The 22,422-nt window shown below is 59.8% G+C and carries 19 protein-coding genes; all 19 read right to left on the bottom strand.

Translation table 11 applies throughout. The annotated features are described in order from the left end of the window. Positions 1-20 precede the first annotated feature (20 nt). Positions 21-1,442, bottom strand: a complete 1,422-nt coding sequence (locus tag ABEA58_RS06015) for a dihydrolipoamide acetyltransferase family protein (protein ID WP_345549758.1) — start codon at positions 1,440-1,442, stop codon at positions 21-23. Next, positions 1,439-2,434 carry an alpha-ketoacid dehydrogenase subunit beta gene (locus tag ABEA58_RS06010; protein WP_345549756.1) on the bottom strand — a complete coding sequence of 332 codons (996 nt, stop codon included), beginning with the start codon at positions 2,432-2,434 and terminating at the stop codon, positions 1,439-1,441. Before ABEA58_RS06010 ends, ABEA58_RS06015 begins: the two co-directional genes overlap by 4 nt. Beyond that, positions 2,427-3,548: a pyruvate dehydrogenase (acetyl-transferring) E1 component subunit alpha gene (pdhA, locus tag ABEA58_RS06005; protein ID WP_345549754.1), complete on the bottom strand. Its 1,122-nt coding sequence runs from the start codon at positions 3,546-3,548 to the stop codon at positions 2,427-2,429. Before pdhA ends, ABEA58_RS06010 begins: the two co-directional genes overlap by 8 nt. Positions 3,549-3,797: 249 nt before the next feature. Next, the gene (gene glmU / locus ABEA58_RS06000; RefSeq protein WP_345549752.1) at positions 3,798-5,159 is read right to left on the bottom strand and encodes a bifunctional UDP-N-acetylglucosamine diphosphorylase/glucosamine-1-phosphate N-acetyltransferase GlmU; all 1,362 of its coding nucleotides are present in this window, start codon (positions 5,157-5,159) and stop codon (positions 3,798-3,800) included. Between the two features lie 180 nt (positions 5,160-5,339). Further along, the gene (locus ABEA58_RS05995) at positions 5,340-6,386 is read right to left on the bottom strand and encodes a patatin-like phospholipase family protein (RefSeq protein ID WP_345549751.1); all 1,047 of its coding nucleotides are present in this window, start codon (positions 6,384-6,386) and stop codon (positions 5,340-5,342) included. A gap of 447 nt (positions 6,387-6,833) precedes the next feature. Next, positions 6,834-8,786 (bottom strand): alpha/beta hydrolase family protein, encoded by a 1,953-nt coding sequence (locus ABEA58_RS05990; protein WP_345549749.1) that lies wholly within the window; start codon positions 8,784-8,786, stop codon positions 6,834-6,836. Positions 8,787-8,869: 83 nt separating this feature from the next. After that, positions 8,870-12,160 carry a TonB-dependent receptor domain-containing protein gene (locus ABEA58_RS05985; RefSeq protein ID WP_345549748.1) on the bottom strand — a complete coding sequence of 1,097 codons (3,291 nt, stop codon included), beginning with the start codon at positions 12,158-12,160 and terminating at the stop codon, positions 8,870-8,872. 335 nt (positions 12,161-12,495) lie between these two features. Beyond that, on the bottom strand, positions 12,496-12,915 hold the full coding sequence (locus ABEA58_RS05980; protein WP_345549747.1) for a F0F1 ATP synthase subunit epsilon: 420 nt from the start codon (positions 12,913-12,915) through the stop codon (positions 12,496-12,498). A gap of 76 nt (positions 12,916-12,991) precedes the next feature. Next, on the bottom strand, positions 12,992-14,392 hold the full coding sequence (gene atpD / locus ABEA58_RS05975; protein ID WP_345549745.1) for a F0F1 ATP synthase subunit beta: 1,401 nt from the start codon (positions 14,390-14,392) through the stop codon (positions 12,992-12,994). Positions 14,393-14,452: 60 nt separating this feature from the next. Further along, complete coding sequence (gene atpG / locus ABEA58_RS05970; RefSeq protein WP_345549744.1) at positions 14,453-15,313, bottom strand: F0F1 ATP synthase subunit gamma; 861 nt, start codon at positions 15,311-15,313, stop codon at positions 14,453-14,455. Positions 15,314-15,385: 72 nt separating this feature from the next. Then, positions 15,386-16,930, bottom strand: coding sequence for a F0F1 ATP synthase subunit alpha (gene atpA, locus ABEA58_RS05965; protein WP_345549743.1), 1,545 nt, complete (start codon positions 16,928-16,930; stop codon positions 15,386-15,388). Between the two features lie 38 nt (positions 16,931-16,968). Further along, positions 16,969-17,505 (bottom strand): F0F1 ATP synthase subunit delta, encoded by a 537-nt coding sequence (locus ABEA58_RS05960; RefSeq protein ID WP_345549741.1) that lies wholly within the window; start codon positions 17,503-17,505, stop codon positions 16,969-16,971. A 13-nt stretch (positions 17,506-17,518) separates the two neighbouring features. Continuing rightward, positions 17,519-17,989 carry a F0F1 ATP synthase subunit B gene (locus tag ABEA58_RS05955; protein ID WP_345549739.1) on the bottom strand — a complete coding sequence of 157 codons (471 nt, stop codon included), beginning with the start codon at positions 17,987-17,989 and terminating at the stop codon, positions 17,519-17,521. Positions 17,990-18,041: 52 nt separating this feature from the next. Continuing rightward, positions 18,042-18,290 carry a F0F1 ATP synthase subunit C gene (atpE, locus tag ABEA58_RS05950; protein ID WP_067084854.1) on the bottom strand — a complete coding sequence of 83 codons (249 nt, stop codon included), beginning with the start codon at positions 18,288-18,290 and terminating at the stop codon, positions 18,042-18,044. 63 nt (positions 18,291-18,353) lie between these two features. After that, positions 18,354-19,280, bottom strand: a complete 927-nt coding sequence (atpB, locus tag ABEA58_RS05945) for a F0F1 ATP synthase subunit A (protein ID WP_345549735.1) — start codon at positions 19,278-19,280, stop codon at positions 18,354-18,356. Positions 19,281-19,324: 44 nt separating this feature from the next. Then, the gene (locus ABEA58_RS05940; protein ID WP_345549733.1) at positions 19,325-19,687 is read right to left on the bottom strand and encodes an ATP synthase subunit I; all 363 of its coding nucleotides are present in this window, start codon (positions 19,685-19,687) and stop codon (positions 19,325-19,327) included. Between the two features lie 233 nt (positions 19,688-19,920). After that, positions 19,921-20,814: a ParB/RepB/Spo0J family partition protein gene (locus tag ABEA58_RS05935; RefSeq protein ID WP_345549731.1), complete on the bottom strand. Its 894-nt coding sequence runs from the start codon at positions 20,812-20,814 to the stop codon at positions 19,921-19,923. A 14-nt stretch (positions 20,815-20,828) separates the two neighbouring features. Continuing rightward, positions 20,829-21,635, bottom strand: a complete 807-nt coding sequence (locus tag ABEA58_RS05930) for a ParA family protein (protein WP_345549729.1) — start codon at positions 21,633-21,635, stop codon at positions 20,829-20,831. 131 nt (positions 21,636-21,766) lie between these two features. Beyond that, on the bottom strand, positions 21,767-22,420 hold the full coding sequence (gene rsmG, locus ABEA58_RS05925) for a 16S rRNA (guanine(527)-N(7))-methyltransferase RsmG (protein ID WP_345549858.1): 654 nt from the start codon (positions 22,418-22,420) through the stop codon (positions 21,767-21,769). Positions 22,421-22,422: the final 2 nt, after the last annotated feature.

The following is a 22,422-nucleotide window of genomic DNA, read 5'->3' as shown; positions in this document are numbered from 1 at the left end:
GGGAATTTCTGCCGTGAGACTCAGGCCGACAGGGCTCTCTGCAATGCCGCCAGAAAGCGTGCCAGCTCACCGCCGGTCACCGCCCGGTGGTCGGCACTGACCGACAGCGGCAGCATCGGCCGTATCGCCGGGCGTCCCGCCACCGGCACTACGGACTCGATGACACGACCGGCGCCGACGATGGCCACTGTGGGCGGCATCACCACCGGGGTGGCAAAACACCCGCCGAGGGCGCCGAAATTCGATAACAGTATGCTGGCGCCCTGCAGGTCGGCCCGGTCGATGCCACGCTCCTGCGCCCCGCGCTTGAAAGCCGCAATCTGTTGTCGCAGCTCTTCGTCGCTGTGCGCGCTTACGTTCCGCAGCACCGGCACGAAGAGGCCGCGCGGCGAGTCCACTGCCAGGCCGATATTCAGCGTCTGTGCCGGCAGCAGGCGATCATCCTCGTACAGGGCGTTGAGGGTCGGCTCGGTTGCGCAGGCAAACTCGATGGCGCGGATCAGGCGCAGGGTGGCCTGCTGCCGCCCCCACCAGCGGTGCACATCCACCGTATCCTGCAGTGTCACCGGCGCCACCTGATCCCGTGAGCGCGCCATCACCAGCGCCATGGCGCGCCGCGCCGGCGTATTCACATTATCCGGCTGGGTTGGCGCGGCGGAGACTTCCTCTGCCTTCCTTGCGGACGCAGACTGGGGTGGGCCTGGGGATAAGCGTGCAGATGGTGACGGGAGGTGGGGCGAGGGCTGCGTCGTGTGCTCCTCTGGCAAAGTCGCCGCACTCGCCGCGGCGCGCACCTCCGCCGCGCTGATGCGCTCCCCGGCGGGCGTCAGCCGCTTCAGGTCGACGTGCAGCAGCCGCGCCAGCGCCCGCACCGAGGGCGTGGCGCGGCGAATCATGGACACCTGCGGCGCCTGCTCGGCCTCCACGGAGGCCGTGCCCGCCTGAATGCGCCCCACCACGCTACCGGCATCGAGCGCGGCTTCCGTGGTTTCTTCCGCAGTTCCTTCCCTGGTTCCTCCCCTGGTTCCTTCCCTGGTTGCTTGCCTGGTTGCTTGCCTGGTTGTTTGCCTCCTTTCTTGCGCTGCGCCCAACGCGCTCTGCGCCCCTGCCTGCCCGGCCGGCTGCGGGGAGGCCTCGGGGGGAGACTCGGGGCAGGGCGGTATGGCTTCCAGGCCCGGCGACTCGGCAGCTTGCGACTGCCGGGGCGAGTCCTCGGCGAAGCCCACCAGCGGCCCATCCACCGGCACGGTTTCATCCACCGCCGCAAACAGCCGGGCAATGCGCCCGCTCCAGGGCGCGGGAACCTCCACCAGTGCCTTGGCGGTCTCCACCGTCACCAGTGGCGCATGGGCGGCGATGCGATCCCCCTCGGCCACGTGCCATTCGCGGATCACCGCATCGGGCAGGCCCTCGCCGAGATCCGGCAGCTTGAAGATCTTCACCGCTCACCTCCTGGCGGGTAGTCGAGGGCCGCGTGGGCTGCAGCGAGGATGCGCCGGCAGTCCGGCAGGTAGTCTTTCTCCAGCTGGTAGTAGGGCATCACCGTGTCGTAGCCGGTCACCCGCTGCACCGGCGCCCGCAGCAGGTCGAAGGCGTATTCGTTGATCTGCGCCGCGATTTCCGCCCCCAGCCCGGCAAAGCGAGCCGCCTCGTGCACGATCACACAGCGGCCGGTTTTCTCCAGCGAGTCGATAATGCCGTGGATATCCAGGGGTTTCAGGGTGGCGGGATCGATCACCTCGGCCTCGATACCGGTTGCCGCCAGCGCATCCGCCGCCGCCAGGGTCTCCCTGAGTGCCGCGCCCCAGGCCACCAGCGTGATATCCGTGCCCTGCCTAAGCCTGAAGCAGCGATCCAGGGGCAGGGCCTGCCCATTGTCGGGCACCTGCTGGCGCACCGCCCGGTAGATGCGCTTGGGTTCCAGAAAAATCACCGGGTCCGGATCGCGAATGGCCGCCAGCAGCAGGCCGTAGGCGCGCGCCGGCGACGACGGCACCACCACCCGCAGACCGGGTATATGGGCAAACAGGGCCTCGGTGCTTTCCGAGTGGTGCTCGGGGGCGTGAATGCCGCCGCCGTAGGGCGCCCGATACACAATGGGGCAGGACAGGCGCCCGCGGGTGCGATTGCGGGTGCGGGCGGCATGGCTGAGGATCTGGTCCAGACCGGGGTAGCTGAACCCCATAAACTGAAACTCCGCCACCGGCCGCAGCCCCTGCGCCGCCATCCCCACCGCGATGCCGGCGATCATATTCTCCGCCAGTGGCGTGTCCATCACCCGCTCTTTGCCAAAGCGCTGCTGCAGGCCATCGGTGGCGCGAAATACGCCGCCGTTGCCCCCGATATCCTCGCCGAACAGCACCACCCGCCGATCCGCCGCCAGCTCGTGGGCCAGGGCCTGGTTGACCGCTTCCAGCAGTGTGATTTCAGTCATCCGCCGCTCCCCGCTCGTCCACCCCGACCCTTTGCCGCAGCTCCTCATACTGCTCCAGAAACGCCTCCGGCAGGGTTTCGTACAGATGCTCGAACATGGCGCTGGGCGGTTGCGGGGCCCGCGTGCGGAAAGCGAGCAGCGCCCGCTCCAGCATCTCGGCCTGCTCCCGCTGCATCTCGCTTTCCGCGCTGTCGTCCCACACACCCTGGGCGCGCATATAGCTCTCGAGGCGCGGCAGCGGCTCCCGCGCCCAGGCCTGTTCCAGCGCCTGCGGCGGACAGTAGCGGCTGGCGTCGTCGGCGGTGGTGTGGTCGCCGAGCCGGTAGGTCACCGCCTCGATCAGCGCCGGGCCGCCTCCGCCCCGAGCGCGAGTTATGGCGTCGGCAACTGCTGTGCGCACCGCGATAATGTCGTTGCCGTCCACCTGCAGCCCCGCAATGCCCGCGGCGATGGCTTTCTGGGCGATGGTGGCCGAGGCTGTCTGCGCGCTGCGGGGAACGGAAATCGCCCACTGGTTGTTGTTGATAACGAACACCACCGGCAGCTTCCAGACGCCGGCCAGGTTGATGGCTTCGTAAAAGTCCCCCTTGGAGGTGGCGCCCTCACCGGCACAGGTCACCGCCACCCGCGCGGGCTCACCCAGCTGGCGGTGCTTGTAGTGCAGTGCAAAGGCGACGCCGGCGGCGTGCAGTAGCTGGGTTGCGATGGGGATACACAGCGGCAGGTCTTCGCGGGGGTGCTGGTAATCCTGACCGCGCTCGTCGCCGCCCCAGATGGCGAGAATTTCCTCGATCTGCACGCCCCGCTCCAGCAGGGCGCCGGTCTCGCGATAGTAGGGGCAGTAGACATCGTCCACCTGCAGCGCCGAACCCACGCCAACCCCCACGGCTTCCTGGCCGAGGCTTGAGGGATAGGTGCCAAGCTGGCCGGTGCGCTGCAGCTGCACCGCGCGCTTGTCCACCAGCCGCGCCAGATTCATCTGCCGGTAGAGGGCCTGCAGCAGGTCCGGCGTGGCGGATTCCGGCAGTGGCTGGGTGGCCCGCCCCCGCTCATCCAGATACTGCAGAAAGTGGATATCGAAGGACGCCAGTGGGTGCAATCGCGGCTTCTGCATCGGGTTTTTCCTTATGATCCCGAAGCGCAAGTTTAGATGGGTGGGGCGGGGCGACCCGCCGCGCGGAGAGGGGTTTCGTGCCGGAATTACTTCGATAAGGAGCGTAAACGTGCTGAGCTGGCTGACGGGGCCGTGCGCTCGCTAGTGGGGCGTGTTTGTGCAAAAAGCCTGATCGGCAAATATTTGCGCAAACACGCCCCACGACAGAGCCATCTCACTGCAATCAATCCGCTCTTCGCCAGACCGGGATCAACTGTCCTTGCTGGGGCGCTGCCAGCCACTGATGTTGCGCTGCTTGCCCCGCGCCACCGCCAGTTCTTCTGTGCCCACTGTGCGGGTAATGGTCGAACCCGCGCCCACAGTGGCGCCGGCACCCACGGATACCGGGGCCACCAGCGCGGTGTTGGAGCCAATAAAGGCGCCATCGCCGATTTCGGTGGTGGACTTGTTGACGCCGTCGTAATTGCAGGTGATGGTGCCGGCGCCGATATTGACGCCTTCCCCCACCAGGGCATCGCCCACATAGGAGAGGTGGTTCACCTTGGAACCGCGGCCGATTCTGGCCTTCTTGGTCTCGACAAAATTTCCGATCTTGGCGCCGGCCGCCAGCTGGGTTCCGGGGCGCAACCGGGCAAAGGGACCGATGGTGCAGGCCTCGCCCACATCGGCGTCTTCGATCATGGAATTGGCTTCCACCCGGGTGCCGTCGGCGAGGCTGCAGTTTTTCAGCACGCAGTTTGGGCCGATCTGCACCCCCTTGCCGAGCACCACCCGGCCTTCGAAGACACAGTTGATATCAATACAGACATCGCTTGCGCACTGCAGGCTGCCACGGATATCGATGCGCTGCGGGTCCAGCAGGGTAACGCCGGCATTCATCAGCGCCAGCGCCTGATGCTGCTGCAGGGCCCGCTCCATCTGCGCCTGCTGCACGCGGCTGTTGACCCCCGAGACCTCGAGGGGATCGCTGGCACAGACACCCGTGACCGCTATTCCCTCGCCGACTGAACGTGCGACCACGTCGGTAAGGTAGTACTCGCCCTGGGCATTCTCATTGGACAGTTGCGGCAGCCACTGCGCCAGCAGGTCGGCGGGCGCGGCGAGAATGCCGGTGTTCACCTCGTTGATCGCCAGTGTGTCCGCATCGGCATCCTTCTCCTCCACAATGGCCAGCACCCGGCCGCTGTCATCGCGCACGATGCGGCCGTAACCGGCGGGATTCGCCATCTCCACAGACAGCAATGCCGGCCCCTTGTCGGCAGCGCTGAGCAGGGACTGCAGGGTGCCGCTCCTGACCAGTGGTACATCGCCATAAAGCACCAGCACCGTGGAGCCGGCGCGGAAGTAGGGGATTGCCTGCGCCACCGCGTGGCCGGTGCCCAACTGCTCGGTCTGCTCGACGAACTTCACCCCGCTGTCAGCGAAGCGCTCACGCACCAGCTCGGCACCGTGGCCGACGACGACGGTGATCTCCACCTCGCCCAGCTCCTTGGCGGTCTCGATAACCCGGCCCAGCATCGGCATCCCGCCGATAGGGTGAAGGACCTTGGGCAGGTCGGAGCGCATGCGGGTGCCTTTACCGGCGGCGAGGATCACTACGTCGATGGTCATGGTGGGCCTTTGTCGATAGCTGGCTGGCAACGGGGGTGTGGACAGCCCAAAACGGCCGCTATTTTCACCGCTCGCCCGGGCCGACTCAAGCCCGCCCCGCCCGCCGCAGATCGGAGCTTGGGCGCACGCCCAGGCTTACCGCTGCGAATCAGGTGCGCAGTCAGGTTGAACGTCGCGGGCTCAATAACCCAGTACCACATCCTCAAGCCAGGTGCGGGCACGCTGCACCTCGGCATAGCCAGCTTCCACCGCTTCGCCAGCGCGGGAAAATTCCAGACCGGCAATCCCCCCCACTTTCGGCATAATCAGCACATCCGGCGGAGAGCCCATCAGCCGCGAGCGCTTGTGTCGGCGTTCCAGTATCTCAATGGCCGTCGTCAGGGTTTCCAGCACCCCGGGGGCGTAGGTTTCGCTTTTGCGGAATCTCTGGCTCAGTTGCGCCAGCTGTTCCCGCCCCTGCAGCAGCAAACTGTTGAGATATGCGCTTTGCTGCGCGGCCAGCTCGTCCAGCGACTGCGCCGGCGGCGCCCCGCTCACAGCGCCTGTCTCAACCCCTGGCGCAGCCTCTTCGCTGTCGCTGTCAGCGCCATCTTCCAGCTCCGCAGCACCCGGCTCACTGGCGAGTTTTTTCACCTCACCGCCGCGCCGTTCACGCTTTGCGGCGCCGTCCTCGGTGACGTCCACCGCAATCACGCAGGTGGCGCCCATCGCCCGGCACACGTTCACCGGTACCGGGTTCACCACCGCCCCGTCCACCAGCCAGTGCCCCGCGACCTGCTTGGGGGATAACAGCCCGGGAATCGAGCAGGAAGCACTCACGGCATCGCTGAGGTTTCCCTGCTGCAGCCAGACCTCCTGACCACTGTCGAGGTCGGTTGCCACGGCGGTGAAAGGCACAGGCAGGTCTTCGATGTTCTGGTAGGCAAAGTCCTCGAAGAAGGTCTGAAAAGGCTTCTTCCCCCCCAGTACTCCGCCACTTAGCGACCAGTTGATATCCAGCAGCGAAAAAACCCGCCAGTTATCCAGCTGTTTCACCCAATCTTCCAGCTTGTCCATGCAGCCCGCGGCGTAGGCGGAACCGACAAACGCGCCCATGGATGAACCGGCGATCACCTGTGGACGAATGCCCATTTCCTCCAGTGCCCTGAGCACGCCGATATGGGCAAAGCCCTTCGCCGCGCCGCTGCCGAGGGCAATGCCAATACAGGGTTGCGCATTCGTCGTCACAATAAACTCCGCTGCTGATCGCAAAGAGAAAGAAACTGAACCGGGTATACCAACCACCTTACACACAGGCGATAGAGGCAGTCTATCAGCCAGCCGGTTGATACCGCAGCGCCAGAGCCTGAAACCTGATCCTTTAGGCGCGCGAATGCCGCGCTGGTGCGAACAATCCCCCGCTTGGGACGGGTTTCCCTAGCGGTAGTGTGCAGTTTTTATTGGAGAGTGCTCGCGCGGATTCCTGCTTAAAACCGGGGTTTCCCGCTTTGGGAAATGGCAGCGGGAGAAAACCTATGTAGGTGGGTAGGTGGGGAGGTGGGTAGGTGGGGAGGTGGGGAGGTAAATAATTGCAGGCACGCTATCCATCAAGCGCTAAAGAGCAGGAAGGGAAGCAAGGGAAGCTCCTTCCCCCCTGGAGCGCCAGAGGCGTGAAGGAGCAGGGCCGGATGGAAATCACAATCCGCCTGGACCGCAATCCTCTTCCAGGTAGGCAAGCATCGATTCATACAGCGTTTTCTGGTGGTGGTAAAAAAGCGTGTTACTGAAATGGTCTGCGCCTTCCAGTGCCACATATTCGAAAGGCTTGTCCAACTCCAACAGCGCCTTGCGATACTTTTCCGCGTGATCCGGAGGCACCCGCTGGTCCAGATCGCCGTGAATCAACAGAATGGGAATATTCACCTTATCCACCACCTCAATGGGTGAAATGCTTTCATCCCACATGCTCAGCTGCTCGATTTTTCCCGCTCCACGCAGGCGCGTACGGTAGTAGTTGACCTGCATCTGATTGTCTGACACGGCCGCGCCGGCGATGGCGCACTGGTAGATCTGCTTTTCGCGGCTCGCCGCTACCAGGGCTGCGTAACCTCCATAAGACCAGCCGAAAATAGCCAGGCGCTCAGGCTCGGCCCAACCCTGCTCCACCAGATAGAGCATGCCGTCATCCTTGTCGTCCTGCATTTTTTTGCCGCCCTGACCACCGTCAATAAATGCCGACGTGTAATGCTTCAGGCCCCGTCCACGGGAGCCACGATACTGTGGCTGCAACACCAGATAGCCGTTATTGGCCAGCATCTGCGCCCACTCGTCGTACAGGGCCAGCTCGGAGACAAAGGGCCCTCCGTGGGGCATAACGATTGCCGGAAAGGGTGGCTTGCCATTGGGAATGGTCATGTAGGCGGGAATAGTGTGGCCATCCCGGGCCTTGTATTCGATATAGCGGACATCGGCCAGATTTTCCGCTTCCAGCAGCGGCTGACGGCTGCCCAGCTTGGTGAAGCGCCCTTTGTGCAGCAAATAATAAGTACCCGGATCACGCGGACCCACGTTATAGACCGTCAGGCTGTCGCCATCCCGGGAGCGACTGTTGATTCGCAGGTAATGACTGTTTGGCACCACCTGTTCCAACTGTCGCTGTGTGGCCATCTCGACGCCGTCGAAATATTCCACTGTGTAATTGTCCTTGGCATAGACAACACCCGACACGCGGTCTGGCTCCTGCCAGCGGTTGCTGTGAACGCGCACCCCGGATACATCGACATCCTCACGGCGGTAAACCAGTTCGCCATACTCTCCCCGCTTGAGGTCGTACTCCCACAGGCCCACCTTGTCATGGCCGTTATTGGCGGTAACAAACAGGATATGGGGTTTCTCCACATCGAAGCCCTGTACCGAAAAGGTTTCGAACGAGTCTTCATCCTGCCGATGAAACTCCGTCCAGCGATCGCGGTCTGTCAGGCGTTCATACCAGACCAGCTCACCCTTGCCAATATCGAAACCGCGGGCAAGCCAGGGATTGCCATTACCATCGAACTCAACCTGGCCCATATCGAGCTTGCCGCGCAACAGGAGTTTTTTCGCACCGGTTTTAAGATTCAGCTCATAATAGGTTCGGGGGCGAAAGGCGGCGTCCAGGCGGTTGTTGTCGCCCCCTGGCAGGTAGGAAAAAATAATCTTGTTCGGCTTACCCGGTAAAACATTTTCCATTTCGGCACCCAACTGGTCATACTTCTTCAATTTGTTGCGCCTGATATCCACCGATGCCAACAGGTATTCATAGACCCCCTGGTTAAAGCCCTCAATCCGATCCCGTACCCTTTGGCGCAAGCGCATGCCGATAACGTCATTGCTGACCCAGAAAAACTGCTGGATTTCCATAGGGTCTGAATCAACGCGATAGGGATCGGCATCCAGGTTTTCTGTGGGGTATACCTCAATAATGGGGTCGCCATCCTTTGTCGGAATCTTCAGCAACGCCACATGTTTGCCATCAGGAGAAACCTCGACATTACTGATAACTTCCCTGAGCGCCCAGTAGTCGATCGGGTACGGCTCACTCGTCTCTGCCTGACCCGGAAGACTGATCATAATCGCCAACGCAACAATCAAGTTTCGCATTATTTCCATTTTCAACTTCCATTTCGAAAATATATTGGAAATTTTTTGCAAAAAAGCCCGTAAATATCCGGGATTTTTTGCGCATCCTCAGATTAGAAGGTCTTTTGCAGGTTCAGGAACATTTGCCGGCCCTGCACATCATAGCCATAGCCAATGGGGGTATTATTGGTAGAAAGTATCTCATCACCATCAACCTGGGGCGGTTTTTCATCGAGCACATTACGCATACCAAGACCCGCAGACCAGGTATCTCCGTAGTAATAAAATGATGCAGTGTGCAATACGTAATCATCGGCAAAGCCGACATCACGACAATCTATCCCGCCGTTGGCGGCACCAATGCAGGTATTCGAGGTAAAGCCGGTTTTATTGGTGTCGAAGATATCGCTGAACTCATCCACATAAATATCATCCTGCTCTACTTTACCCAGATAGCGGGTTGTCCATGTAAATCGATAGTCACCGTATTCAGCGCGAAACTCCCCGCGGCCCTGCCACTTCGGGTATCCAAAGGTTCCAGTGTAATCCTCAATGTCCACAACACCATCATTACCTATGTAGGTGAGTGTACGCTCCAGAACACGGTTGAAGGTGAGGTTTACGGTCAGTTCAACTGGTGCCCCCAAAAGGGTAATCGGCTGCTCATATCGCACGTTGTAGTCAATTCCGCGAGCCAGCTCTCCATCCCTGTTGAGGAAAAGGGCGTCGATATCATTCAGGAGGCCATCCTGATTCCGGGTTAATTGCGAGCAGAAAGCGCTGTTACCTTGTGGGTTGGTGTAGCAGTCGTTAACCAGAAACTGTGCGGATGGCTCGATAATTGAGTTCTCAATCTCAATATCGTAATAGGTCATTCCCAGGGTCAGACTGAAGTCGTCAAAAAATGGCTGCTCATAGGAAAACCCCACGGTAAAGGATTCAGAGGTCTCCTCCTTCAAATTCGTTACCCCGGAACGCGCAATTTCAACGCTGTAGATGTTGAATCCATCGTTATCAATAGCCGTGGGGTCGACCCCATTCGCCAGGCAGTTGGCCAGCACCTCTGGAGATCGGGTATCCAGTGCCGCATTGTAACCGCCAGTTAGGTCATCCAGTGCCGAATCCGGGATTAAACAGGGATCGAAAACGTTCTGGAAACCGGTCTGGTATTTCATGAAGTTTTCCCGCAAATTGGGAGCCCGGTATGAAGTACCGAACGTGGAGCGTAGCAGCAGTGAGTCCACCGGCCGGTAAGCCAGCTTCGCGGCACCAGTCCACGCGCCCCCATACAGCTCGTCCTTGGTGTAACGCATGGAGAGGTTAGTTGTTAATTCCTCGGCCATCAGCCTGCCGGCAAGAAGCGGGATCTCCAGCTCAGCGTAAGCCTCCCGGGTATCCTTATCCCCATTGGCCCCACCATCGGAAAAGTACCCAAAGAAAAGCCCATCGCGAGCAACATCATCCGGTGTTGACTTGATTCGATCATTACGGATTTCCGCACCCAATCCCACTACCACATCTCCCGCCGGCAAGGTGGCCACGGTGCCTGTGGCGTACAGGGAGAAAATCGTCTGGTAATAAGCCGTATCAAAATCCCGCGAATCAAACAGGTAATCCCGCTCAGCGCGGGTAGCGAAACCGCCAACCACACCCTCATAGAGAGAATCCGCATACATGTCTACCGGAACACAAACTTCCTCTCCCGGTAGCGGAGTACAAGTAAAGGTGCCTGGGTTACCGGAATCCTCAACCGTAGTCTCCAGAGACTGCACCAGGCGATCTCCCCGAATACCGTAGCGGCTGGACTTGCCATCGGATTTTGTGATCGAGCCGGTAAGCTCGAAACTCCAATCGGACATCGACCCTACATTCAACATCGGCAGGTCACCCCGCACACCGGTCACAAGGCGCATCTGTGCTACTTCAACTTCTGTCTGAGTTCGATCACCACGAACCGACACTATTGGAGTTGAAGGCTGCGGCCCTAACGGGCCAGAGAAAAGATTTAAGATGTTAAAATCCAGGAACTGCTGCGGGGTCAACCCATATAACTGAGCCACCTGATTGGCAAAGTTAGCATTGAGTAGCAATGCGTCATAGGCGAGGCCACAATCCACCCCTCTTACGCCATTTGGATTACAGATATTGAAGGGGTTATCTGCGGGAACCACGGGGAAAAGAAAGCTAGTGCCGCCATCAATATAGTTTTCGCGCTTTGAATAAAGCGTTTCGAAGAAGGGCGTCAGGTTCATTTCGCCTTCAAAGGTATATTCACCATAAGCCAAGAAACTGCTTCGCTCCTGTTTTGGCAGCAGGTGGGCAAACAGGTCTCGACCATTCATGTCATAATCTCTGAAGTTGATATCGGTCACCCCATCGCCATCCCCATCCACGCCAATGGCGCCGAACATGCTCGATTCAGAGAAGTTGTTCCAGCCACCGTTACTGGTTCCCGGTGTGTAATAAATACTCCCAGCTTCTGGCACAGATACACGGGCCGCGAGGTTATCCACGGAGCACCCATCAGATGTATCCATACCATAGGTTGTGTTGTAGAAATTATCCTGCGTGTAGATCCTGCCATCGGTGCCGATTTCATAGTTGGTGGCGCAGCCATCTGTCCATTCCCGATCCGCCAGTGTTACCGCACTTTGCTCAAAATATTCCAGGCCCATGCCGATAAACCCGCGATCAAAGTTCTCCCCCCAACCCAGGCTCAACGTATTCGATTCTCCGTTTGCCTGCGACGGTGTCGAGTTGAATACTTCAAAATCGACACCGTCAAAATCTTTTTTCAGAATGACATTGGTCACCCCGGCGACCGCATCGGAACCATAAATGGAAGAGGCACCATCCAATAAAAGGTCATACTGCTGTACCAATGAGGCGGGGATCAGGTTCAGGTCCGGTGCCACCGGTACCCCTTCTACCCCGGCCGGGGCGAGACGGCGGCCGTTGAGTAGAACCAAAGTCCGGGCCGCTCCCAGGCCGCGCAAGTCCACCGTAGAAGCCCCGGGGCCGTTATCCAGTACATAGGCGGAAAAGGTCAGGTCAACCTGTTGTCCCGTGGCTGCACCGCTATTTTGCAGAATGGTAGAGGTATCGATGGCACCGGCTTCCCGGCTTCCCTCCGTATCAATAATCTGCAGCGGCGCGATACTGGAAAAGGTATCGCGCTTCAATCGCGAGCCAGTAACCACCACCTGCTCCATCTCATCGTCATTGTTTTCGCTAGGAACTTCTTTAGCCTCAAGCGATGGCACTACTTGCTGCTCTGACAGCTCCACGTTTTCTTCAACCCCCTGTGCCACTGACCACTGGCTGAGTACTGCAGTCAAAACCGCAGTGGAGACGCTCGCTGATAATGGAGAGACCATTCCCTTGTTCAGTTTCTTTTTGATCATCCTTAATCACCCCTCGGTTAGTTGTTCTACTACCTGAGGCGCTAGCACCGCCGCCTATAGCCTTAACGGTGCAGGAAAGGCTTCCCGTAATGCCTTTCCGGTATATTTTTCACCGCTTGTCTTTTTTGTGATTCATCGCACGTATGCGCAAAGCACTGTGCGCCAACGGCCGACACGCTAACTGGGGTGATTACAGCTTAAGCTACCGTGGTGTGAAAAAGGGGATGATCTGGAGAGGCAGAATTAATAGACGGGCTATGGCCTATTTAGAGAAATATTCAGGGCACAAAAAAAGCAGCCGAAGCTGCTTTTTCTGATCGCTTAGCGGGAAGCGTTTATTTGCCGGCGGCCTTGCGGATGGCCTGCAGGGTGCGCAGACGCGCTTCGGCTTCCGCCAGCTGTGCGGACACGCGGGCGTAGTCCACTTCGGAGGGCGCTTTGTGAAGGGCGTGAGAGGCTTCTTCACGGGCCTTTTGCGCGGACTCTTCGTCAATCTCGCGCTCGGCGATATCCGCCAGAATGGTGACAATATTGGGCTGAACTTCAGCGTAACCACCGCTGACGAACAGTACCTCTTCTTCACCACCGGGCTTGATGATGCGCACCGGTCCGGGCTTGAGGGCGGTCAGCAGCTGGGCGTGGCCGTAGGAAATTCCCAGCTCACCCTCGACACCACTCACGATCACCATCTCCACCAGGCCGGAGAAGAGGGATTGCTCAGCGCTTACAATGTCGCAATGTACAGTCATAGCCATAAGGCTACCTCGTTCTCTGTTAATTGCCCGAAGAAATCCGGGCCCCGCCACTGAGCGGGACCGCGAACTTCAGCGCTTACTTGGCCTTGTTGGCTTTCTCGACAGCTTCGTCGATGGTGCCGACCATGTAGAACGCCTGCTCCGGCAGGTGGTCGTAATCGCCGTTGAGGATGCCCTGGAAGCCACGGATGGTTTCCTTGAGGGAGACGTATTTGCCCGGCGCGCCGGTAAATACTTCCGCAACGTGGAAGGGCTGGGACAGGAAACGCTCGATCTTACGGGCACGGGCCACGATCTGCTTGTCTTCCTCGGACAGCTCGTCCATACCCAGGATGGCGATGATGTCTTTCAGCTCTTTGTAGCGCTGCAGTACGGACTGTACGCCGCGAGCTACTTCGTAGTGCTCCTGGCCGATTACCAGCGGATCCAGCTGACGCGAGGTGGAGTCCAGCGGATCTACAGCCGGGTAGATACCCTTGGCGGCAATATCGCGGCTCAGTACTACGGTGGAGTCCAAGTGCGCGAAGGTGGTAGCCGGAGACGGGTCGGTAAGGTCGTCCGCGGGTACGTATACCGCCTGGATAGAGGTGATGGAGCCGGTCTTGGTGGAGGTAATACGCTCCTGCAGTACGCCCATCTCTTCCGCCAGAGTCGGCTGGTAACCTACCGCGGACGGCATACGGCCGAGCAGTGCGGATACTTCGGTACCGGCCAGGGTGTAACGGTAGATGTTGTCGACGAACAACAGTACGTCACGGCCTTCGTCACGGAATTTTTCCGCCATGGTCAGGCCGGTCAGGGCAACACGCAGACGGTTACCGGGCGGCTCGTTCATCTGGCCGTAAACCATCGCTACCTTGGACTCGGAGAAGTTCTCGACGTTTACAACGCCGGCTTCCTGCATCTCAAAGTAGAAGTCGTTACCTTCCCGGGTACGCTCACCAACACCTGCGAACACGGACAGACCGCTGTGCTCGGTGGCGATGTTGTTGATGAGTTCCATCATATTTACGGTCTTGCCCACGCCGGCACCGCCGAACAGGCCGACCTTACCACCCTTGGCGAACGGGCAAACCAGGTCGATAACCTTGATGCCGGTTTCCAGCAGTTCGGTGGAGTTGGACTGCTCTTCGTAGGTGGGCGCCGCGCGGTGGATGGAGGCACGCTCTTTTTCACCGATCGGACCACATTCGTCGATCGGGTTGCCCAGTACATCCATGATGCGACCCAGGGTCTCGGTGCCAACCGGTACGGAGACCGGCGCGCCGGTGTTCTTCACCGGCAGACCGCGGGAGATACCCTCGGAAGAACCCATGGCGATAGCGCGAACCACACCGTCGCCCAACTGCTGCTGCACTTCCATGGTGAGGTTCTTGTCCTCAACCACGAGTGCGTCGTATACCTTCGGTACGGAATCACGCGGGAATTCCACGTCGATTACCGCCCCGATAACTTGCACAATTTGCCCGTTACTCATTTCCGGATCCTCAACTTTCAATTCTTTCATCGGCCCTAGGGCTGGAGCTGTCGCGTCGCCTTATACCGCTGCGGCGCCGCCTACAATCTCAGACAGTTCCTGGGTAATGGCCGCCTGACGCGCCTTGTTGTAAACCAACTGCAACGCATCGATCAGCTCGCCGGCATTATCCGTGGCGCTCTTCATCGCGATCATCCGCGCGGCCTGCTCGCAGGCCTTGTTTTCAACCACAGCCTGATAAACCTGCGACTCGATGTAACGAGCCAGCAAACCATCCAGCAGCTCCACGGGTTCTGGCTCGTAGAGGTAGTCCCAGCTGTGACTCAGCTCTTCGTCCTCATCCCTGGGCAGCGGCAGCAACTGCTCTACACGCGGCTTCTGGGACATGGTGTTGACGAACTCGTTGGACACGAGGAACAGACGATCGATTTCGCCATCGGCGAAACGATCCATCATTACCTTGACGGAGCCGACCAGTTTGCCGGCCTGTGGGTTGTCGCCTACATCGCGCAGGGCAGCCACCACCTTGGCGCCGATACTGCTGAAGAAGCCGGCAGCCTTGTTACCAACTGCACAAACCTCGACATCCACGCCTTTTTCAGACCAGGCCTGCATATCGCGAATGGCCGCCTTGAACATATTGATGTTCAGGCCACCACAGAGACCGCGGTCGGTGGATACCAGGATATAACCCACCCGCTTGGCTTCACGCTCCTGCAGGTAGATGTGCTGGTATTCCGCCGAGGCGTTGGCGACATGGCCGATCACCTGGCGTATGCGCTGGGCGTAAGGACGCCCCAGTGCCATGCGATCCTGAGCCTTGCGCATCTTGCTCGCCGCAACCATTTCCATGGCCGAGGTGATTTTCTGCGTGCTCTTGATGCTGGCAATTTTCGTGCGTACTTCTTTTCCGCCTGCCATAGTGTTTTACCTTTTTGCTCGTTTCTTCCCTAACCTCCGCCCTCACCAGCGAGGGGAGGGCGGAAGGCGGAATTACCAGCTACCGGTAGCCTTGAACTTCTCGATGGCGCCCTTGAAGGCCGCATCGATTTCGTCGTCGTAGGCGCCGGTGCTGTTGACCTTCTCCATCAGCTCTGCGTGTTCGCTGTTCATGTAAGCGAGCAGGGCGGATTCGAAGTCGAGCACTTTGGCAACTTCCACGTCGTTCAGGTAACCCTTGTCGGCGGCGTAAACAGAAACCGCCATTTCCGCGATGGACATCGGCGAGTACTGCTTCTGCTTCATCAGCTCGGTGACACGCTCACCGTGGTCCAGCTGAGCCTTGGTGGCCTCATCCAGATCTGAAGCGAACTGGGAGAAGGCCGCCAGTTCACGGTACTGGGCCAGTGCGGTACGGATACCGCCGGACAGTTTCTTGATCACCTTGGTCTGGGCGGCACCACCTACGCGGGATACGGAGATACCCGGGTTGATGGCCGGGCGCACACCGGCGTTGAACAGGTCGGTTTCCAGGAAGATCTGACCGTCGGTGATGGAGATCACGTTGGTCGGTACGAACGCGGAAACGTCGCCAGCCTGGGTTTCGATGATCGGCAGCGCGGTCAGAGAGCCGGTCTTGCCTTTCACTTCACCGTTGGTGAACTTCTCCACGTACTCGGCGTTGACGCGAGCGGCGCGCTCCAGCAGACGGGAGTGCAGATAGAAAACGTCACCGGGGTAGGCTTCGCGGCCCGGCGGGCGCTTCAGCAGCAGGGAGATCTGGCGGTAAGCCCAGGCCTGCTTGGTGAGGTCATCGTAAATGATCAAGGCGTCTTCACCGCGATCGCGGAAGTACTCACCCATGGTGCAGCCGACATACGGAGCAAGGAACTGCATAGCGGCCGGGTCAGCGGCGCCGGCGGCAACCACGATGGTGTGGTCCATCGCACCGTGCTCTTCCAGCTTGCGCACGACGTTGGCAATGGAGGATTGCTTCTGGCCGATGGCAACGTAGATACACTTAATGCCAGTGCCTTTCTGGTTGATGATCGCATCGATCGCCACAGCGGTCTTACCGATCTGGCGGTCGCCAATGATCAGCTCACGCTGGCCACGGCCGATGGGGATCATGGTGTCTACCGCTTTCAGACCAGTCTGTACCGGCTGATCAACGGACTGACGGGCGATTACGCCGGGGGCCACTTTTTCCACCGCGTCGGTCAGCTTGGTATTCAGCGGACCCTTACCGTCGATCGGGTTGCCCAGCGCGTCCACCACGCGGCCCAGCAGCTCGGGACCCACCGGGGTCTCGAGAATGCGGCCGGTGCAGCGACACTTCTGGCCTTCCGCCAGAGACTTGTAGTCGCCCAGTACAATGGCACCAACGGAGTCGCGCTCCAGGTTCAATGCCATACCGAAGACACCGCCTTCGAACTCGATCATCTCACCGTACATGGCGTCAGCCAGGCCGTGAATACGGATGATACCGTCGGATACGGAAACGATAGTGCCCTCATTCTGGGCCTGAGTGCTCACATCGAGATTTTCGATGCGGCTCTTGATAATTTCACTGATCTCAGAGGGATTCAGTTGCTGCATGCTCTGTTCCTCAAGTTCCTAAATGCTTAGGAAAGTAATTAGGAGTTCATCGCCTCGGCGAGTTTCGCCAGTCGACCGCGCACCGTGCCATCGATCACTGTGTCACCGGCGCGCACGATGGCGCCACCCAGCAGGGTTTCATCGACCGAGCTGTGCAGGTGTACTTCGCGTCCGAACTTGTTGCCGAGCGCCTTGGTCAGCTCAGCCGCCTGGGCATCACTGAGGGCTCGAGCCGACACGACTTCCACTTCGAGCGTGGACTCCGCTTGTGCTTTCAGTTCTTCGAACAGCGCGGAAATTTCCGGCAACAGAGGCAGGCGGTGGTTTTCCGCCAGCAACCGAATAAAGTTCTTACCGGATTCGCTGAGATCATCGGAAATGATGGACAGGAATATGTCTGCGCGTTGTTCGCTGGTGAGCTGCGGATTTTCCAGCAACTCACTCACTTTCTCGCTTTGGCTGACCGCGGCTGCAGTAGCCAGCGCAGCGCTCCAACCGGAGAGGTCGGAGGCTTGCTGCGCATAGGCAAAGGCTGCTTTGGCGTATGGCCGGGCCAGTGTGCTGAGTTCCGCCATTGGGGTTCCTCGCTTACAGCTCGGCTGCCAGTTTATCGATCAGATCGTCGTGGGCCTTGGCATCGATATTGATCGACAGGATTTTTTCAGCACCGGCCACGGACAGCTCGGCTACGCGGCTGCGCAGCTGCTCCTTGGCACGGTTCACTTCCTGTTCGATCTCAGCCTGGGCGGCGGCCTTCAGACGATCGCCTTCGGCGAGCGCTGCCTGCTTGGCTTCATCGATAATCTGATTGGCGCGCTTGTTGGCACCATCGATGATTTCGGCCGCTTGCTCTTTGGCTTCCTTGAGTTGCTCAGCTGCTTTGCGCTGCGCCAGCTCCAGGTCCTTGCCTGCACGCTCCGCCTCTTCGAGGCCCGCTGCGATCTTCTGCTCGCGCTCTTTCATCACGCCCAGCAGGGGCGGCCAAACGAACTTCCAGCAGAACCATACGAAAGCCAGAAATGTAATCGACTGGCCGATTAGAGTCAGGTTGATATTCACACCGACACCTCTTGCTCTTTAAAAAGGGTTAAGGGCAATTGGAACGATGGAATTAACCAGCCAGACCAGGAGCAACCGCGAAGATCAGGTACATGGCAATACCAACACCGATCATCGGAACGGCGTCGAGCAGACCCGCCATCAGGAACATTTTGCCCTGCAGAGCAGGCGCCTGTTCCGGCTGACGAGCAGAACCTTCCAGCAGTTTGCCACCCAGAGTACCGAAACCGATCGCAGTACCCAGTGCGCCCAGACCAATCAGCAGTGCGCTCGCGATGTAAACCAGACCAAGTGCTTCCATTGTAATCTCCATCTATAAGTTAAGAGTTTATTTAAAGGTTAATGAAAAGTAACTGTCGAAAAATCAGTGATCGTTTTTATGTTCTTCTTCCCGGTCATGGGCCATGGCCATGTACACGGTGGTGAGCACCATGAACACAAATGCCTGCAGGGTGATTACCAGGATGTGGAAAATCGCCCAGCCCATCTGCAGGAAGCCGGCACCAATAAAGCCGAGTACACCCACCCCGAACACGATCGCAATCAGGATGAAGATCATCTCACCGGCGTAGAGGTTGCCGAACAGTCGCAGGCCAAGAGATACCGGCTTGGCCAGCAGGGAAACCGCTTCCAACAGGAAGTTGAAGGGGATCAGGAAAATATCGATATACCACCTGCCGGAGTGGAACGGGTGCAGGGTCAGCTCCTTGATGAAACCGATCGGCCCCTTTTCCTTCACGCTGAAGAACAGCATCAGCGCGAATACCGCCAGCGCCATACCGAGAGTGGCGTTGAGATCGGTGGTGGGTACCACTTTGAAGTACAGGTGCGGGTTGCCGGAAATGCCGGCGGCAGCCATGGGCAGCCAGTCAACCGGGATCAGGTCCATCAGGTTCATCAGGAACACCCACACAAAGATGGTCAGCGCCATTGGCGCCACCATGCTGTTGCGGTGCGGGAAGGTTTCCTTCACCAGCTTGTCAACAAACTCGGTGACCATCTCCACAAAGCTCTGCAGCCCCGTGGGCACACCACTGGTGGCACGCTTGGCGCCGCGGGCGAACAGGAAACAGAACAGCGCACCCAGCACGATGGACCAGCCGAGGGTGTCGAGGTGAATCGCCCAGAAGCCCATATCGGCGGCTTCCTGGGAGGAGTGTGCGAGCGTCCAGGTACTCTCATGCAAAACAGTCCCGTCATCGCGGGTATAGCCGGCCGGCAGTTTGCCGTACGCCATGTTCTGCAGGTGGTGTTGGATATACTCCGTCGCGGTTTGAGCTTCGCCTGCCATAGTTCCTCAGCAATCGTCAAAGTAAGAATTCTTTTCGGCGCCGGTCAGCGGACCAGTCGCGCCACCAACAGCCACTGCACGATCACACAGAGGCTGTAGCTGATAAACAGAGCGGCCGCGTTAATCGGCCGGACCGCTACAAATACCGCCGCAAACCCGCACAGGGTCAGGACAAACTTGCCGGTCTCTGCCCGGTAGAAGGACTCGACTACCCGGGAGGCTGCGCGGGCGCCACTGTGGCGGAAGGCGCGCAGAGCAAAATATGCGTTCGGCAGCGCACAGAGCGCGCCACCCAGAAATATCGACAGCGCCGTCACCGGGTTGCCCAGCAAGTACCAGGCCGCACTCGCCAGCGATACCAGCAGCAGCTGTACCGCGGCAATTTTCAATACCGGGGGTTTTGACATAGGCGGGGCCAAGCCGGCCAATATTAGCGCTGTCCGCCCAAATTTTGGGCGAGCGAATTATAGGAGCAACAGCATCGCCGGTTCAACCGGCAAATGCCGTCAAGTTGTTTAAATTTCAGCGGTTTTTATCGACCGATCAGCCCCTGTCGGAGCCCCTTCAGGTCACTGCTGGCGCACCAGATTGGAGCGTGGAGCGGGAGGGAGTGGAGGGTCACCCGCGCCAAGCGCGAAGATCAATCCTCACTGTAACCGAGGTGACCGAGGATACCCTGCAACTCGTCGAGGCTGCTGTATTTCAGCACCAGTCGTCCCGCGCCCTTGTCGTTGCAGTCAATGCTCACGGGGACGCCGACCTTCTCAGACAGGCGCTCGCTGAGGCGGCGGATGTTGGGGTCTTCCTTGGGTTTGGCCGCTGCCGGGGTGTGCGCCTGCTGCTGCAGGCGACGCACCAGCGCTTCGGTCTGGCGCACGGTGAGGCCGCGGTCGACCACCTGACGCGCCGCCGCGCGCTGAGGTTCACCGCCGAGCCCCAGCAGGGCCTTGGCGTGACCAAGCTCGAGGTCGCCGCGCTCGAGGAAGGTACGCACCTCGTCGGTGAGGCTCAAAAGCCGCAGCAGGTTGGTAACGGCGGTGCGGGATTTGCCCACAGCCTCCGCCACCTGCTGCTGGGTCAGTTCGAACTCATCCTGCAGGCGCTTGAGGGCGGAGGCCTCCTCGACCGGGTTGAGGTCTTCGCGCTGGATGTTTTCGATCAGCGCCATGGCCACCGCGGCCTCATCCGGCACGTCCCGAACCAGCGCCGGCACGCGGTCCAGCTCGGCCAGCTGGGCGGCCCGCCAGCGGCGTTCGCCGGCAATGATCTCGAATTTTTCCCCCACCGGGCGCACCACGATCGGCTGCATGATGCCCTGCATGCGGATGGAATCGGCCAGCTCCTGCAATGACTCCTGCGGGAAATCCCTACGGGGCTGATAGCGCCCGCGCTGCAGAAACTCGATCGGCAGCTCGCGCAGTTCGCCGTCGATGGAGTCGACCCCTTCGCCAGTGGCCATGGCGATCGCCTGACTGGCCTCGCCACTGATGAGATGGGATAGGTTTCTGCCCAAACCTTTACGCCGGCTGGCCATATGATTTACCTCTGTTAAACGGCTTGCGCGACGGGAGCGGCCTGGCTGGCGTTGCGTCCGGCACCGTGACGACGGGTCATCTCGCCGGCCAGTGCCAGATAGGCGATGGCGCCCTTGGAGTGGCGGTCGTAATCCAGCGCCGGCTTGCCATAGCTCGGGGCCTCGGCGAGGCGCACGTTGCGCGGGATGCAGGTGCGGTAGAGGCGCTCACCAAAGTATTCGGATAGCTGCTCGGACACGTCGCTGGTGAGACTGTTGCGGGGATCGTACATGGTGCGCAGGATGCCCTCGATCTTCAACTCGGGATTGGCGGCGTGCTGAATCTGAGTGATGGTGTCGATCAGTGCCGACAGACCTTCGAGGGCGTAGTATTCGCACTGCATCGGGATCAGCACACCGCTGGCGGCGCAGAGGGCGTTGACGGTGAGCATGTTCAGAGATGGCGGGCAGTCCACCACGATGTAATCGTAGTTGTCGTGCTCATCGCGCAGCGCGCGGCGCAGGCGCGATTCCCGCGCGTCCATATCCAGCAATTCGACTTCCGCCGCGGACAGATCGCCGTTGGCGGGCAGCAGGTCGTAACCGCTCTCGGTGGGGACAATGGCCTTGCGCGCGGGCAGGCCATCGACCAGTACATCGTAGGTGGAGAGCTGCAGTTCGCTCTTATCCACACCACTGCCCATGGTGGCATTGCCCTGGGGATCGAGATCGACCAGGAGCACACGGCGCTTGCTGGCGACGAGTGAAGCGGCCAGATTGACGCAGGTGGTGGTCTTGCCCACTCCGCCTTTCTGGTTGGCCACTGCGAATATCTTGCTCAAGGTTTTAATCCTTTGTTGTCCCTAAGGCGCTCTGCCCGGATGCCGCTCGCGTTGCGAACTGTGTACCAGGCTTCACAGCCCGGTCCGAGGAGTGCGCAGGTCTTGGAAACAGGAGTCGTGGTTCGCGGGAATTACGCCTGGCCGCCGCTTTCTGGGGCGCGGCTCAAAACGATAAGGTGGCGATCCGCATCGCAACCCGGTACCGATAGGGTATGCACCCGCTCGACCTTAATCGCTTTTGGAAGTGCACTCAACTCATCTTCGGGATACTTGCCTTTCATGGCGTAAAACTTGCCGCCAGCCGCGAGCAAGTGCTCACTTCCGCGCACCATGTCATCGATGGAGGCAAAGGCTCTCGAGGTCACGGCAGCAAAGGGGGCGGCGGGGCGATAGGCCTCCAGGCGCTCATTGACCACCTGCACATTGGGCAGTGGCAGCTGGCACGCCACCTGGAACAGGAAGCGGGTTTTCTTGCCATTGCTGTCGAGCAGGGTAATCGCGCGCTCAGGGTGCACGATGGCCAGGGGTATCCCCGGCAGGCCGCCACCGCTGCCCACGTCGATCAGCGGCTCTGCCGCATCGCCGCACAGGTTGACCACGCTCAGACTGTCGATGATATGGCGCTCCAGCATCTCCGCCGGATCGCGCACGGCCGAGAGGTTGTAAGCGGCATTCCAGCGCGCAAACATCGCCAGATATTCCAGCAGCAGGGTCTGCTGCTGCTCAGTTAGAGCAACCGACATCTGTGCGGCCGCCGCCACCAGGCGGGGGCGGAAAGATTCCATCT

Source organism: Microbulbifer aestuariivivens (assembly GCF_039545115.1).
Classification (GTDB): Bacteria; Pseudomonadota; Gammaproteobacteria; order Pseudomonadales; family Cellvibrionaceae; genus Microbulbifer; species Microbulbifer aestuariivivens.
This window is presented reverse-complemented; position numbering and strand designations above follow the sequence as displayed.

Coding starts and splice junctions, on each gene's coding strand:
- atpE (WP_067084854.1), bottom strand. CDS start 18,290: ATGGAAGCACTTGGTCTGGTTTACATCGCGAGCGCACTGCTGATTGGT.
- ABEA58_RS05980 (WP_345549747.1), bottom strand. CDS start 12,915: ATGGCTATGACTGTACATTGCGACATTGTAAGCGCTGAGCAATCCCTC.
- ABEA58_RS06010 (WP_345549756.1), bottom strand. CDS start 2,434: ATGACTGAAATCACACTGCTGGAAGCGGTCAACCAGGCCCTGGCCCAC.
- rsmG (WP_345549858.1), bottom strand. CDS start 22,420: ATGGAATCTTTCCGCCCCCGCCTGGTGGCGGCGGCCGCACAGATGTCG.
- ABEA58_RS05990 (WP_345549749.1), bottom strand. CDS start 8,786: ATGGAAATAATGCGAAACTTGATTGTTGCGTTGGCGATTATGATCAGT.
- ABEA58_RS05940 (WP_345549733.1), bottom strand. CDS start 19,687: ATGTCAAAACCCCCGGTATTGAAAATTGCCGCGGTACAGCTGCTGCTG.
- atpD (WP_345549745.1), bottom strand. CDS start 14,392: ATGAGTAACGGGCAAATTGTGCAAGTTATCGGGGCGGTAATCGACGTG.
- glmU (WP_345549752.1), bottom strand. CDS start 5,159: ATGACCATCGACGTAGTGATCCTCGCCGCCGGTAAAGGCACCCGCATG.
- ABEA58_RS05960 (WP_345549741.1), bottom strand. CDS start 17,505: ATGGCGGAACTCAGCACACTGGCCCGGCCATACGCCAAAGCAGCCTTT.
- ABEA58_RS05985 (WP_345549748.1), bottom strand. CDS start 12,160: ATGATCAAAAAGAAACTGAACAAGGGAATGGTCTCTCCATTATCAGCG.
- atpB (WP_345549735.1), bottom strand. CDS start 19,280: ATGGCAGGCGAAGCTCAAACCGCGACGGAGTATATCCAACACCACCTG.
- pdhA (WP_345549754.1), bottom strand. CDS start 3,548: ATGCAGAAGCCGCGATTGCACCCACTGGCGTCCTTCGATATCCACTTT.
- atpA (WP_345549743.1), bottom strand. CDS start 16,930: ATGCAGCAACTGAATCCCTCTGAGATCAGTGAAATTATCAAGAGCCGC.
- ABEA58_RS05935 (WP_345549731.1), bottom strand. CDS start 20,814: ATGGCCAGCCGGCGTAAAGGTTTGGGCAGAAACCTATCCCATCTCATC.
- atpG (WP_345549744.1), bottom strand. CDS start 15,313: ATGGCAGGCGGAAAAGAAGTACGCACGAAAATTGCCAGCATCAAGAGC.